Origin of the sequence: Streptomyces sp. G5(2025) (assembly GCF_049542075.1) — a bacterium.
In the GTDB taxonomy this organism is placed as follows: Bacteria; Actinomycetota; Actinomycetes; order Streptomycetales; family Streptomycetaceae; genus Streptomyces.
In genome coordinates this window covers 2,980,017-2,994,201 of record NZ_JBMUZT010000006.1, presented here as the reverse complement: position 1 = coordinate 2,994,201, position 14,185 = coordinate 2,980,017, and the positions used below count along the sequence as shown (strand labels likewise).

Annotated in this window: 10 protein-coding genes; 8 read left to right on the top strand and 2 right to left on the bottom strand. The window is 69.7% G+C overall.

What is annotated here, in order from left to right:
- Positions 1 to 41: 41 nt before the first annotated feature.
- From mtnA to ACOBQB_RS24280, 7 genes are all read left to right on the top strand, one after another.
- On the top strand, positions 42 to 1,205 hold the full coding sequence (gene mtnA / locus ACOBQB_RS24310) for an S-methyl-5-thioribose-1-phosphate isomerase (protein ID WP_423594244.1): 1,164 nt from the start codon (positions 42 to 44) through the stop codon (positions 1,203 to 1,205).
- A 219-nt stretch (positions 1,206 to 1,424) separates the two neighbouring features.
- Positions 1,425 to 2,114: a two-component system response regulator MtrA gene (mtrA, locus tag ACOBQB_RS24305; protein WP_189176211.1), complete on the top strand. Its 690-nt coding sequence runs from the start codon at positions 1,425 to 1,427 to the stop codon at positions 2,112 to 2,114.
- Position 2,115: 1 nt separating this feature from the next.
- Positions 2,116 to 4,293: an MtrAB system histidine kinase MtrB gene (mtrB, locus tag ACOBQB_RS24300; RefSeq protein ID WP_423594243.1), complete on the top strand. Its 2,178-nt coding sequence runs from the start codon at positions 2,116 to 2,118 to the stop codon at positions 4,291 to 4,293.
- Entirely contained in the window at positions 4,283 to 6,178 is a 1,896-nt protein-coding gene (locus ACOBQB_RS24295; RefSeq protein ID WP_423594242.1) for an LpqB family beta-propeller domain-containing protein, read from the top strand. Before mtrB ends, ACOBQB_RS24295 begins: the two co-directional genes overlap by 11 nt.
- An 85-nt stretch (positions 6,179 to 6,263) precedes the next feature.
- Complete coding sequence (locus ACOBQB_RS24290; protein ID WP_423594241.1) at positions 6,264 to 7,175, top strand: ComF family protein; 912 nt, start codon at positions 6,264 to 6,266, stop codon at positions 7,173 to 7,175.
- A 307-nt stretch (positions 7,176 to 7,482) separates the two neighbouring features.
- Positions 7,483 to 8,175: a ribosome hibernation-promoting factor, HPF/YfiA family gene (hpf, locus tag ACOBQB_RS24285; RefSeq protein WP_423594240.1), complete on the top strand. Its 693-nt coding sequence runs from the start codon at positions 7,483 to 7,485 to the stop codon at positions 8,173 to 8,175.
- A 197-nt stretch (positions 8,176 to 8,372) separates the two neighbouring features.
- Entirely contained in the window at positions 8,373 to 9,116 is a 744-nt protein-coding gene (locus tag ACOBQB_RS24280) for a response regulator (RefSeq protein ID WP_223774957.1), read from the top strand.
- Here ACOBQB_RS24280 and ACOBQB_RS24275 read toward each other — a convergent pair.
- Together ACOBQB_RS24275 and ACOBQB_RS24270 are read right to left on the bottom strand one after the other, a co-directional pair.
- Complete coding sequence (locus tag ACOBQB_RS24275) at positions 9,109 to 10,290, bottom strand: winged helix-turn-helix domain-containing protein (protein WP_423594239.1); 1,182 nt, start codon at positions 10,288 to 10,290, stop codon at positions 9,109 to 9,111. The two genes, ACOBQB_RS24280 and ACOBQB_RS24275, sit on opposite strands and share 8 nt — an antisense overlap.
- Before the next feature lie 54 nt (positions 10,291 to 10,344).
- On the bottom strand, positions 10,345 to 10,917 hold the full coding sequence (locus ACOBQB_RS24270; RefSeq protein WP_423594238.1) for a GNAT family N-acetyltransferase: 573 nt from the start codon (positions 10,915 to 10,917) through the stop codon (positions 10,345 to 10,347).
- 237 nt (positions 10,918 to 11,154) lie between these two features.
- Here ACOBQB_RS24270 and secA point away from each other — a divergent pair, with 237 nt between their 5' ends.
- Positions 11,155 to 14,007: a preprotein translocase subunit SecA gene (gene secA / locus ACOBQB_RS24265; protein WP_423594237.1), complete on the top strand. Its 2,853-nt coding sequence runs from the start codon at positions 11,155 to 11,157 to the stop codon at positions 14,005 to 14,007.
- The last annotated feature ends 178 nt before the right edge of the window (positions 14,008 to 14,185 follow it).

Genomic DNA, 14,185 nt, shown 5'->3' with positions numbered 1-14,185 from the left:
ACACCTTCAATTGTCCGCCCGGTACGGGGCAGACTGGGCGGATGGCTGATCAGTACGCGCAATCCAGCGAGGACATACGGCCGACCGGGATCCCGGCGATCCCCGCCATCCGATGGGACGAGCCGCCTGAAGGCCCCGTACTGGTCCTCCTCGACCAGACCAGGCTGCCGGGCGAGGAGATCGAGCTCGTGTGCACCGACGCACAGGCTCTGGTGGAGGCGATCCGCACGCTCGCGGTGCGCGGGGCGCCCCTTCTGGGCATCGCGGGGGCGTACGGGGTCGCGCTCGCCGCGGCCCGTGGGTTCGACGTGGACGAGGCGGCGGACGCACTGGCGGGGGCGCGGCCCACCGCGGTCAACCTCGCGTACGGCGCGCGTCGGGCCCAGGCGGCGTACCGCACCGCAGTGGTGGGGGGTGCGGGCGACGAGCGGGCGGCCGGCGCCGCGCTTGAGGCGGCGCGGGCGCTGCACGCGGAGGACGCCAGGGCCAGCGCCCAAATGGCGGCGCACGGTCTGGCCCTGCTCGACGAGCTGCTGCCGGGCGGCGGGCATCGGATCCTGACGCACTGCAACACGGGGGCGTTGGTCTCGGGAGGGGAGGGCACGGCGTTCGCGGTGGCGCTCAAGGCGCACCGGGCGGGCAGTCTGCGCAGGCTCTGGGTGGACGAGACACGTCCGCTGTTGCAGGGCGCGAGGCTCACAGCGTACGAGGCGGCGCGGAACGGCATGGCGTACACGCTGCTCACGGACAACGCGGCGGGTTCGCTGTTCGCGGCCGGGGAGGTGGACGCCGTGCTGATCGGCGCCGACCGCATCGCGGCCGACGGTTCGGTGGCGAACAAGGTGGGGAGCTATCCGCTCGCGGTGCTCGCGCGGTACCACCATGTGCCGTTCATCGTGGTGGCGCCGGTGACGACCGTGGACCCGGACACTGCGGACGGGGCGTCCATCGAGGTGGAGCAGCGGGCCGGTCATGAGGTGACGGAGCTCACCGCGCCGCAGGGGACGGTGTTCGGGATGGAGCCGGGAGGCGGTGTTCCGGTGGCGCCCCTGGGGACGCAGGCGTACAACCCCGCGTTCGATGTGACGCCGCCGGAGCTGGTGACGGCGATCGTCACGGAGGAGGGGGTTCTGTCGCCGGTGACGGCTGAGGGGGTTGCCGGGTTGTGCGCCCGGGCCGCGGGCGGTCGAGCGCCCATGGACTGAGGCGCCCATGGACTGAGGCTGCTGGTGCGGGTGGGCCGTCGGGTTCGGGTGTCGCCGGGTGGGCTGATGTGTCACGGGTGGTACCACCCGGCGGTCGTTACCACGGACGGCCGGTGGCGGCAGCCGGGGATCGCCGCAGACAGTGAGGGCCCGATACGACTATCGTCACAGGTCAGTGACCTGCCTCACCAGCGGCCCAGTCACTGTTACGAGAATGGGATGATGTCAGGCATGAAGGGACGAGTCCTTGTCGTCGACGACGACACCGCACTGGCCGAGATGCTCGGGATTGTGCTGCGTGGTGAAGGTTTTGAGCCGTCGTTCGTAGCTGATGGCGACAAGGCGCTGGCTGCTTTCCGGGAGGCCAAGCCGGATCTTGTGCTGCTCGACTTGATGCTGCCGGGTCGCGACGGCATCGAGGTGTGCCGCCTGATCAGGGCGGAGTCCGGGGTGCCGATCGTCATGCTCACCGCCAAGAGCGACACCGTGGATGTGGTGGTCGGTCTGGAGTCGGGAGCCGACGACTACATCGTCAAGCCGTTCAAGCCGAAGGAGCTCGTGGCCCGGATCAGGGCGCGGCTTCGGAGGTCGGAGGAGCCCGCGCCGGAGCAGCTGGCCATAGGTGACCTGGTCATCGATGTGGCGGGGCACTCCGTGAAGCGGGACGGGCAGTCGATCGCGCTGACGCCGCTGGAATTCGATCTGCTGGTGGCGCTGGCGCGCAAGCCGTGGCAGGTGTTCACGCGTGAGGTACTCCTTGAGCAGGTCTGGGGCTACCGGCACGCGGCGGACACCCGTCTGGTGAACGTGCACGTCCAGCGGCTTCGGTCCAAGGTCGAGCGGGACCCGGAGCGGCCGGAGATCGTGGTGACCGTCCGAGGTGTCGGTTACAAGGCCGGACCGAGCTGACGTGTCCCGGGACAGTTCCTCCACGGCGTCCGGGGATCCGGGGGCTCGCTCGGGGCGGACTGGACCGGCGCGGCGCGCGTCCCGGTTCGGGCGGCTGGTCGACGGTGGGCTGCTGTTGCAGGGCGGGGTGCAGGGCAGTCCTGTGCTGCGTCTCTTCGTGCGCTGGGTGCGCCGGCCGTTGCTGCCCGCCGTGCGGCTGTGGCGGCGCAATATTCAGCTCAAGGTCGTCGTCACAACCTTGTTGATGTCGCTCGGCGTGGTCCTCATGCTGGGTTTCGCCGTCATGAGTTCCGTGAACAACGGCCTGCTCAAGGCCAAGGTCAAGGCGTCGCAGAGCCAGGCCGACGGAGGTTTCCGGGCGGCTCAGGACAGTGTCAACGCCGCGCGGCAGAGCACGGAGCAGGGCCAGGGGCAGGGACCCGACGGCAGTACAGTCGACGGGCGGAACGCCGCCGTGTGGATGTCGGACCTCGTCGAGCAGCTTTCCAGCGGCGGTCAGAACGCGTTCGCCGTGGTGACGCTGACGTCCACGAGCGACGCGGGGAGTGTGCGCGGTTCGCGGGCCTCGGGTGGCGTGGAGCCCATCTTGAGCGTGCCGGAGGAGCTGCGCGGCCGGGTCGACAAGGGCACGGAGGTCCTCCAGGCCAATACGCGCATCGTCTACGACGACGGACGTGAACCGCAGCCGGGCCTGGTCATCGGTAAGCGGCTCAACGACCTCAACGGCGATCCGTACCAGCTCTACTACCTCTTCCCGCTGACGCAGGAGGAGGAGTCGCTCAACCTCGTCAGAACCACCCTCGCGACCGCCGGGCTCTTCGTCGTGGTGCTCCTCGGCGCCATCGCCTGGCTGGTGGTGCGCCAGGTCGTCACGCCCGTGCGCATGGCGGCCGGCATCGCCGAGCGGCTGTCCGCCGGGCGCCTTCAGGAACGTATGAAGGTGACCGGGGAGGACGACATCGCGCGGCTCGGTGAAGCCTTCAACAAGATGGCGCAGAACCTCCAGCTGAAGATCCAGCAGCTGGAGGAGCTGTCGCGGATGCAGCGGCGGTTCGTCTCCGACGTATCGCATGAGCTGCGGACGCCGCTCACGACGGTGCGGATGGCCGCCGATGTCATCCATGAGGCGCGGGTGGACTTCGATCCCGTGACCGCGCGGTCGGCTGAGCTGCTCGCCGATCAGCTGGACCGGTTCGAGTCGCTGCTCGCGGACCTGCTGGAGATCAGCCGGTTCGACGCGGGGGCGGCCGCGCTGGAGGCGGAGGCGATAGACCTCCGCGAGGTCGTCCGCAGGGTCGTCGGCGGCGCGGAGATGCTCGCCGAGCGCAAGGGAACGCACATACGAGTCGTCGGGGACCAGCAGCCCGTGGTCGCCGAGGCCGACGCCCGGCGCGTGGAGCGGGTGCTGCGCAACCTCGTGGTCAACGCCGTGGAGCACGGCGAGGGCAAGGACGTCGTGGTGCGGCTCGCCGCCGCCGGTGGCGCGGTGGCCGTGGCGGTGCGGGACTACGGGGTGGGGCTCAAGCCCGGCGAGGCGACCCGGGTGTTCAGCCGCTTCTGGCGGGCGGACCCGGCACGCGCGCGTACCACCGGGGGTACGGGGCTCGGACTGTCCATCGCCCTGGAGGACGCGCGCCTGCACGGCGGCTGGCTCCAGGCGTGGGGTGAGCCGGGGGGTGGATCGCAGTTCAGGCTTACGTTGCCGAGGACGGCGGACGAGCCGCTTCGGGGGTCGCCGATACCGCTGGAGCCCGAGGACTCCCGGCGCCACCGCGGGCTGAACGACGCGGGGCTGCCGGTCGGCGGTGGGAACAAGCTTGCGACGGTGCCCGCGCAGATGCCCGCCGGGTCCGAGAGGGTGCCGCCGCCCGTGCCGGCGAAGGGGCCGATAGCGCCGCGGCCGGCGCAGGCCGGGGCGGTGGATCCGACGGCGTTGCCGGGCAGCGGGGCGCGGGTCGTGTCGCGCCGGGCGGCGGACGACGAGCCGGAGAGTGACGTGGCGGGTGGCGACGGCGTGCGTGGCGATGGTTCACAGCCGCGGTCACAGCAACAGCCACAGCCGCGGTCCCAGCCGTGGTCCCAGCCACCGGAGGACGGCCTCGTACAGGCGCAGGCGGAGTCAGGAGCTGAGTCGGAGGTCGGTTCGGCGAGGGAAGGGGGGAGCACTCGTGGGCGCTGACCGGGAGGGGCGGCGCGGCCGTCGTGCGCGCCGGGGGCGTCCGCTGCGTACCGGACTGCTGCTGGGCGGGTGCGGGGCGCTCCTGGCCGGCTGCGCCTCGATGCCCGACAGCGGGAACCTGAAGTCCGTCGACGCCTCGCAGCGGCCGGACTCGCAGTCGCAGGTCCGCGTCTACGCGATGCCGCCGCGCGAGGGCGCGCGGCCCGTGGAGATCGTGCAGGGCTTCCTGGAGGCGCTGACCAGTGATGACCCGCAGTTCGCGATGGCCCGCAAGTATCTGACGAAGAGCGCGTCGAAGGCGTGGGACCCGGAGGCGTCCACGACGGTCCTGGCGGACGGCCCGAACACGGACGCGGGCAACGTCGGCAACGAGACCGACGGCAGCAGCCGCTTCTCCCTGACGGGCCGACAGGTCGCCGAGGTGGACAAGCAGCACGCGTACCGGCCCGAAGAGGCGACCTACAGCCAGTCCGTGCATCTGAGCCAGGTGGGCGGCCCGGGCCGCAAGGAGTGGCGCATCGACAGGCCGCCGCCCGGAGTGGTGCTCGGCGAATCGGACTTCCAGCGCATCTATCGTTCCGTCAACAAGTACTACTACGCCGGTCCTTCGGGGGCGGGCGCGAATGGCTCGACGGGACTCGTCGCCGACCCCATCTACATACGTCAGCGGATCGATCCGCTGACAGAGACGGTGAAGGCGCTGCTTGAGGGGCCGACCAACTGGCTCGATCAGGTGGTCGATTCGAGGTTCGACAGCGGTACGCGGCTCAAGGACCCCGAAAAGTCGCTGACGCCGGACGACCAGAACCGGCTGACCGTGCAGCTCAACAGCCAGGCCGACGGCGCCAGCCAGACGCGGTGCCGGGAGATGGCGGCGCAGCTGCTCTTCACGTTGCAGGATCTGACCCCTTCGGGGGTCGAGCAGGTGACGTTGCAGCGCTCCAACGGTTCGATGCTCTGTGTCCTGAGCCAGAACCACGTCGAGAGCGTCGCGGTGCATCGCGACGCGGAGCGGCCCGGCTACCAGTACTTCATCGACGAGAAGCACCGGCTGGTGCGGATGCCGGCCAACGCCGGGAGCACCGCCGCCCCGGAGCCGGTGAACGGCATCCTCGGCACCGGGGACCAGCCGCTGCGCTCGGCGGCGGTCTCCCGTGACGAGAAGCGTGCGGCCGGGGTGTCGCTCGACGGGAAGTCGCTGTACACGGGGTCGCTGTTCGGGGAGGACACGCTCGGCAAGGCGCAGGTGCGCAGCAAGGCGAAGGCGGAGGACGACCGTCTCTCCACGCCCAGTTGGGACGGCCGGGGCGACCTCTGGGTGGCCGACCGTGATCCCAGGCACGCGCGGCTGCTCTGGCTCGACCGGGGCGAGGGCGAACCGGTCGAGGTCGAGGTGCCCGGCCTCGACGGGCGCATCGAGGCGGTGCGGGTGTCGGCCGACGGTGTCCGTATCGCGCTGCTGGTGAAGAAGGACGACAAGACGTCTCTGTGGATCGGCCGGGTCGAACGGGGTGAGCAGGGCGAGCGGGGCGAGCAGGACAAGCAGGGTGAGAAGGCGCAGCCTCGTATCTCGGTGCTCGACCCGACCCCGGCGGCTCCCCGGATGGAGGAGGTCACCGCCATGTCGTGGGCGGGCGGCAGCCGCCTCGTGGTGGTCGGCCGGGAGTCCGGCGGAGTCCAGCAGATGCGGTACGTCCAGTGCGACGGCTCGGTGCTCTCGGGCACCACGTTGCCGGGGCTGACGGGTGTCAAGGAGATCGCGGCGTCCGAGACCGACCAGCAGCCGCTGGTGGCCCACTCGGACGACGGGATCGTGCGGCTGCCGACGGGGTCGCAGTGGCAGACGGTGGTGAAGCAGGGGTCCTCCCCGGTCTACCCGGGGTGAGGTGAGACGGGGGCTGGGGGCCGTCATCCACAGGGGGTTTTCCACAGGGGTGGTCGCGCTGCCGGTGCCTTGGCACAGTGGGGGCATGCGGGGGTGGTGGCAGGACCTCACCGACCTGGTGCTGCCGGCCGAGTGTGGGGGCTGCGGGCGGCCCCGGGCTCTGCTCTGCGCCGCGTGCAGGGCCGCCCTGTGCGGGAGCGCGCCGTGCCGGGTGCGGCCGGTGCCCGAGCCGCCGGGACTGCCAGTGGTGCACGCGGCCGCGCCGTACGCGGACGCGGTGCGGGCCGTGCTGCTCGCGCACAAGGAGCGGGGCGCTCTGGGGCTCGCCAGGCCTCTGGGGGCGGCGCTGGCCGAAACCGTGCGTGCCGGTCTGCGGGGCGGAACGCCCACATCACCGGAAAGCCCGCATCGAGGTGATACGGCCGCTCGATCGTGGGTAGACGGCATTCACGGCGGATCACAGGGGCGCATGGTGCCGACGCCGACGCCGACGGCGGTGCCGTTGTCACTCGTGCCCGTGCCGTCGTCGCGTGCCTCGGTGCGGGCGCGTGGTCAGGACCCGGCGCGGCGGATCGCGCTCGCCGCCGCGGGTGAGCTGCGGCGAGCGGGGACCCCGGCGCGGGTGCTCGCGGTGCTGCGTCAACGGCGCGCGGTGACCGATCAGTCGGGGCTCGACTCCCGGCAGCGGCAGGCCAACCTGGCAGGCGCCCTGGAGGTGACCGCCGGGGGCGGCCGGCTGCTCATGGGAGCCGGCGTCGGGCGGATCGTGGTCGTGGACGACCTCATGACCACCGGTGCCTCGTTGACGGAGGCCGTGCGCGCGCTCCGTGCCGTGCTCGCGATACGTGCCGTGCCCATGAAAGAGAACACGCGAGCGGAAGCCGTACGGGGCCGGGGAACCGTTGCTGTAGGAAGGCATGCGATGGGCTGCGAGAACGAGATCATCGCGGCCGTTGTCGCCGCTACACCGGGTTCTTTTCAAATAAACCGGAACTGATGGGGAACTTGCTTCGTTGCAGGTGATGAGAGGGTGGATACACCTGAATGGAGGTACGTCGCAGTAGAGGGTGACGACTTCCGCCCGGGCGAGATATGTTCGGTTGTGAGGAATGGCGAACGCCGCGCCTCGCATATCGGAATGCCGGACCGTGGTTTGCAATCACCCGGGCCGGTGGGGTGGAGATCTTGCCCACGGGGGAGGAGGTGGAAGTCACCGAGTCCGAGGCTCCGGGAGTCACCGGGGCCTGGTGCAAAAGGGAGATGCTCCGCCACCGAAGCGGAGCGATCCGGGAACGGAGTTCTGCGTGGACATCGTCGTCAAGGGCCGCAAGACCGAGGTGCCCGAGCGGTTCCGCAAGCACGTGGCCGAGAAGCTGAAGCTGGACAAGATCCAGAGGCTCGACGGCAAGGTGATCAGCCTCGACGTCGAGGTGTCCAAGGAAACCAATCCGCGTCAGGCCGACCGTTCCGACCGCGTGGAGATCACCCTCCGCGGCCGCGGGCCCGTCATTCGCGCCGAGGCCGCGGCAGCCGATCCGTACGCGGCGCTCGACCTGGCCGCGGCCAAGCTCGACGCCCGGCTGCGCAAGCAGCACGAGAAGCGCCACAACCGGCGCGGCACCGGCAGGCTCTCCGCCGCCGAAGTCGCCGAGCGGGTCCCCGACGCGGCGTACCTCAACGGAGACGGCACCCTCGCGCGTGACGAAGAGCCCGACGGCGTACCGGTCAAGAAGATCGGCTCGCTGGAGATCCAGGGCGAAGGCCCCCTCGTGGTCCGCGAGAAGACGCACGTCGCGGCGCCCATGTCGCTCGACCAGGCCCTCTACGAGATGGAACTGGTCGGACACGACTTCTACTTGTTCGTCGACTCCGAATCCAAGGAACCGAGCGTCGTCTACCGGCGGCACGCCTACGACTACGGCGTCATCCGCCTCAACACCGACCCCATGGTCGCCAACGTCGAGACGGGTGGCGGAGGCGGGGCCCTCGGCGGCTGACCGCAGCCGGTCCCTGACCGCCGTGCCGGTGCCCCTGGAGCGCGTATGCGCCCCCAGGGGCACCATCGTGCGACCAGTGCGCGCACCGGAGCGGCGCCGGACATGAAATCATGGGCGGGCCGGCCAACCGGCGTGCTGCCGCCTCCGGTTGGCGCAGCAGAGGCACAACAGGCCACGGCCTTCATGGGGGAGGAACGATGGCGGACAGCTTCGGACCGATGCGTCACCAGGGTGCCGACGACGGCATCGGCATCGGCACGGACGCGGGCGCCCCACGCAAGGAGCCCATCCGGGTGCTTGTGGTGGATGACCACGCCCTTTTCCGCCGCGGCCTGGAGATCGTCCTCGCCGCCGAAGAGGACATCCAGGTGGTGGGCGAGGCGGGCGACGGCGCCGAGGCGGTGGACAAGGCCGCCGACCTGCTGCCCGACATCGTGCTCATGGACGTACGCATGCCCAAGCGCGGCGGCATCGAGGCGTGCACCTCCATCAAGGAGGTGGCGCCCAGCGCGAAGATCATCATGCTGACGATCAGCGACGAGGAGGCCGACCTCTACGACGCGATCAAGGCGGGCGCCACCGGTTATCTCCTCAAGGAGATCTCCACGGACGAGGTGGCCACCGCGATTCGCGCGGTGGCCGACGGCCAGTCGCAGATCAGCCCGTCGATGGCTTCCAAGCTGCTCACGGAGTTCAAGTCGATGATCCAGCGCACCGACGAGCGCAGACTCGTGCCCGCGCCCCGGCTGACGGATCGCGAGCTGGAAGTGCTGAAGCTGGTCGCCACCGGGATGAACAACCGCGATATCGCCAAGGAGTTGTTCATCTCCGAGAACACTGTGAAGAACCACGTGCGCAACATCCTGGAGAAGCTGCAACTGCATTCCAGGATGGAGGCCGTGGTGTACGCCATGCGGGAGAAGATCCTGGAGATCAGGTAAGGGCGCGCACCAGATCGGCCGTCAGCTCCGGACGGTTCACCCGCTCCACCCGTACGGAATCACAGCCGACCCAGGATGCCGCCTCCCTCAGCGCCTGGGCCATCGGCCCTACCGCCCTCGGGGTGTCGAGCGTGACCTGCTTGGCCACCAGCGTGGTCCCCTCGCGCGCGGGGTCGACCCGGCCTAGGAGCTTGCCGCCGGCGAGCAGCGGCATCGCGAAATAGCCGTGTATCCGCTTGGGCTTGGGCACGTACGCCTCAAGGCGGTGGGTGAAGCCGAAGATCCGCTCCGTGCGCGCCCGCTCCCAGATCAGGGAGTCGAACGGCGACAACAGCGTCGTACGGTGTCGGCCGCGCGGTGTCGTCTCCAGGGCCTTCGGGTCCGCCCAAGCCGGCTTGGACCAGCCCTGGACCGTCACCGGCACCAGGCCCGAGTCGGCGACCACCGCGTCGAACTGCTCGCCCTTGAGACGGTGATAGTCGGCGATGTCCGCGCGCGTGCCGACACCCAGCGCCTCACCGGCCAGACGCACCAGGCGGCGCAGGCACTCGGCGTCGCTCAGCTCGTCGTGGAGCAGCGCGTCCGGGATCGCGCGCTCCGCCAGGTCGTACACCCGCTTCCAGGAGCGGCGCTCGGTGCACACCACCTCGCCGTACATCAGCGCGCGCTCGACGGCGATCTTCGACTCGGACCAGTCCCACCACTCGCCTTTGTTCTTCGCGCCGCCCAACTCCGTGGCGGTGAGCGGGCCTTCGGCGCGCAGCTGCTTGATGACCTGGTCATACGCGGCGTCGGGCAGGTCGTGGTGCCAGTGCGGACGGGAGCGGTAGGCGCGGCGGCGGAAGGCGAAGTGCGGCCACTCCTCGACGGGCAGGATGCACGCGGCGTGCGACCAGTACTCAAAGGCGTGGGTCTCGGTCCAGTACGCCGCCTCGACGGTGTCGCGGCCCACCGCGCCCAGGCGGGCGTACGGAATGAGTTCGTGCGAGCGGGCCAGCACGGAGATGGTGTCGAGCTGGACCGCGCCGAGATGCCGCAGGACACCCCGCACGCCCGACCTGCGGTCCGGGGCGCCGAGAAAACCCTGGGCACGCAGCGCGATGCGGCGGGCTTCGCCGGCGGTGAGTTCGATGGCGGGGCGCGGTTCGATGGCAGGGCGCGGCAGGCTCGTCATGGTCGAAACGATAGGCGGCGGCACTGACAGACGGGGGCGGAATCCCGCCCCGCCTCAAGGCCGCGCGGGCAGGTACGGGAGCGGGGACTCCCTGCCTAGGTCAGAGGGCAACAGGGCGCCCACCCAGCAGTCACGGAGCGTGCCCTTGTTCAGCAGGCCCGCGCGCTGTACGCCCTCCACCGTGACGCCGGCCTTCTCCGCGACCGCCCGGGAGCCCGTGTTGCCGACTTCCGCGCGCCACTCCAGGCGGGTGCAGCGCAGGTCCGTGAACGCCCAGCGGGCGAGGCCGAGCACGGTCTCCGTCGTGTAACCGCGCCCCCGTTGCTCCTTGGCCGTCCAGTAGCCGACCTCCCAGGTGCCCGAGCGCGGGTGGTGCAGGCTGGCCGCGGCGATCAGGGGGCCGCCGCCGCGGAGGCGTACGGCGAAGGTGTACTCGGAGTCGGTCTGCCACTGGCTCGGCACGACGCGCAGGATGAAGTTCTCGGCGTCCACGCGCGCGTACGGCGAGGGAATCGAGGTCCAGCGCTGGATGTCGGGGTCCTGGCAGGCCTCGTGGACCTCGTCGATGTCCTCGGGGGCGAAGACGCGCAGGCAGAGGCGTTCGGTGGTGAGTGTGACGGGCTCCATCAAGTGATGATGCGGGGGCCCTGTGCAGGGGGCCAGTGTTTTTACCGGCCTGTCGTCACCACCTCGTTACCGGCCTGTCGTCACCACCTCATGGGGACGACCCGGCACCTTCGGCGCCCCTCGCCCGTTGACCTCATGGCAGACCTCCCGGGGCGGCCGGGTCCTCGCATACGATGGCCGTTGCCCGACGAGTAAAACCGACCATGCCAGGCCCGACCGGCAAGGAGACCAACCCCCGTGTCCGTCCTCTCGAAGATCATGCGTGCAGGCGAAGGCAAGATCCTGCGCAAGCTGCACCGCATCGCGGACCAGGTCAACTCCATCGAAGAGGACTTCGTCAGCCTCTCCGACGCCGAGCTGCGCGCACTGACCCAGGAATACAAGGAGCGTTTCGCCGACGGCGAGACGCTCGACGACCTCCTCCCCGAGGCCTTCGCGACGGTCCGTGAGGCCGCCAAGCGCGTCCTGGGCCAGCGCCACTACGACGTCCAGATGATGGGCGGCGCCGCGCTGCACATGGGCTATGTCGCCGAGATGAAGACCGGTGAGGGCAAGACCCTCGTCGGCACCCTGCCCGCGTATCTGAACGCCCTCTCCGGCAAGGGCGTCCACCTGATCACGGTCAACGACTACCTGGCCGAGCGCGACTCGGAGATGATGGGCCGCGTCCACAAGTTCCTGGGCCTGAGCGTCGGCTGCATCCTGGCCAACATGACGCCGGCCCAGCGCCGCGAGCAGTACAACTGCGACATCACGTACGGCACGAACAACGAGTTCGGCTTCGACTACCTCCGCGACAACATGGCGTGGTCGCAGGACGAGCTGGTGCAGCGCGGCCACAACTTCGCGATCGTGGACGAGGTCGACTCGATCCTCGTCGACGAGGCCCGTACGCCGCTGATCATCTCCGGCCCCGCCGACCAGGCCACCAAGTGGTACGGCGACTTCGCCAAGCTGGTCACCCGCCTCACCAAGGGCGAGCCCGGCAACCCCCTCAAGGGCATCGAGGAGACCGGCGACTACGAGGTCGACGAGAAGAAGCGCACCGTCGCCATCCACGAGTCCGGCGTGAGCAAGGTCGAGGACTGGCTGGGCATCGACAACCTCTACGAGTCGGTGAACACGCCCCTGGTGGGCTACCTCAACAACGCCATCAAGGCCAAGGAACTCTTCAAGAAGGACAAGGACTACGTCGTCATCGACGGCGAAGTCATGATCGTCGACGAGCACACCGGCCGTATCCTCGCCGGCCGCCGCTACAACGAGGGCATGCACCAGGCGATCGAGGCGAAGGAAGGGGTGGACATCAAGGACGAGAACCAGACCCTCGCCACGATCACCCTCCAGAACTTCTTCCGCCTCTACAAGCGCGACGGTTACGACAGCGGCCTCTCCGGCATGACCGGTACGGCGATGACCGAGGCCGCCGAGTTCCACCAGATCTACAAGCTGGGCGTCGTGCCGATCCCGACGAACCGGCCGATGGTCCGCGTCGACCAGTCCGACCTGATCTACCGCACCGAGGTCGCGAAGTTCGCCGCCGTCGTCGACGACATCGCGGAGAAGCACGAGAAGGGCCAGCCGATCCTGGTCGGCACGACGTCCGTGGAGAAGTCGGAGTACCTCTCGCAGCAGCTCTCCAAGCGCGGCATCCAGCACGAGGTGCTGAACGCCAAGCAGCACGACCGTGAGGCGACCATCGTCGCCCAGGCCGGCCGCAAGGGCGCCGTGACGGTGGCCACGAACATGGCCGGTCGTGGTACGGACATCAAGCTCGGCGGCAACCCCGACGACCTCGCCGAGGCGGAGCTGCGTCAGCGCGGCCTCGACCCCGTCGAGCACGTCGAGGAGTGGGCCGCCGCGTTGCCGGCCGCTCTGGAGAAGGCCGAGCGTGCCGTCAAGGAGGAGTTCGAGGAGGTCAAGGCCCTGGGTGGTCTTTATGTCCTCGGCACCGAGCGGCACGAGTCGCGCCGTATCGACAACCAGCTGCGTGGTCGCAGCGGCCGTCAGGGCGACCCGGGCGAGTCCCGCTTCTACCTGTCGCTCGGCGACGACCTGATGCGGCTCTTCAAGGCGCAGATGGTCGAGCGCGTCATGTCGATGGCCAACGTCCCCGACGACGTGCCGATCGAGAACAAGATGGTGACGCGCGCCATCGCCTCCGCCCAGTCGCAGGTCGAGCAGCAGAACTTCGAGACCCGTAAGAACGTCCTGAAGTACGACGAGGTCCTCAACCGCCAGCGCGAGGTCATCTACGGAGAGCGTCGCCGCGTTCTGGAGGGCGAGGACCTGCACGAGCAGATCGCGCACTTCATGGACGACACCATCGACGCGTACATCGCCGCCGAGACCGCCGAGGGCTTCGCCGAGGAGTGGGACCTGGACCGGCTGTGGGGCGCCTTCAAGCAGCTCTACCCCGTCAAGGTCACCGTCGAGGAGCTGGAGGACGCGGCGGGCGACCGCGCGGGGCTGACCGCCGAGTTCATCTCCGAGTCCATCAAGGACGACATCCACGAGCAGTACGCCGCGCGTGAGGAGCAGCTCGGCTCCGAGATCATGCGGGAGCTGGAGCGGCGGGTCGTCCTGTCGGTGCTCGACCGCAAGTGGCGTGAGCACCTCTACGAGATGGACTACCTCCAGGAGGGCATCGGCCTCCGTGCCATGGCGCAGAAGGACCCGCTGGTCGAGTACCAGCGTGAGGGCTTCGACATGTTCAACGCCATGATGGACGGCATCAAGGAGGAGTCCGTCGGCTACCTGTTCAACCTGGAGGTCCAGGTCGAGCAGCAGGTCGAGGAGGTCCCGGTCGAGGACGCGGCGGCGGCCACCTCGCTCACCAAGGGCGGCGTGCAGGACGCGGTTCCGGCGGGTGCGGGTGCGGGTGCCGGGTCGCGGCCCGAGATCCGCGCCAAGGGTCTTGAGGCCCCGCAGCGGCCCGACCGGCTGCACTTCCAGGCGCCGAACGCCGAGGGCGGCGTCGACGAGGGCGACTTCACCACGGATGGTTCGGGTGTGCGGTCCGAGGCGGACGGGATGACTCGGGCGGAGCGGCGCAAGGCTCAGAAGGGCGGGCGGCGTCGCAAGAAGTAGCGGGGCGTCGGCGTTTCGTATGACGTGACGTGGTCGGAGGGGCCGGGGTTTTGTTTCCGGCCCCTTTTCGCTGTCTGCACCGCCGTTGCTTCTTACTGCCTCCGCTTCTCGCTGTCCGCACCGCCGTTGCTTCTTACTGCCTCCGCTTCTCGCTGTCCGCACCGCCGTTGCTTCTCGC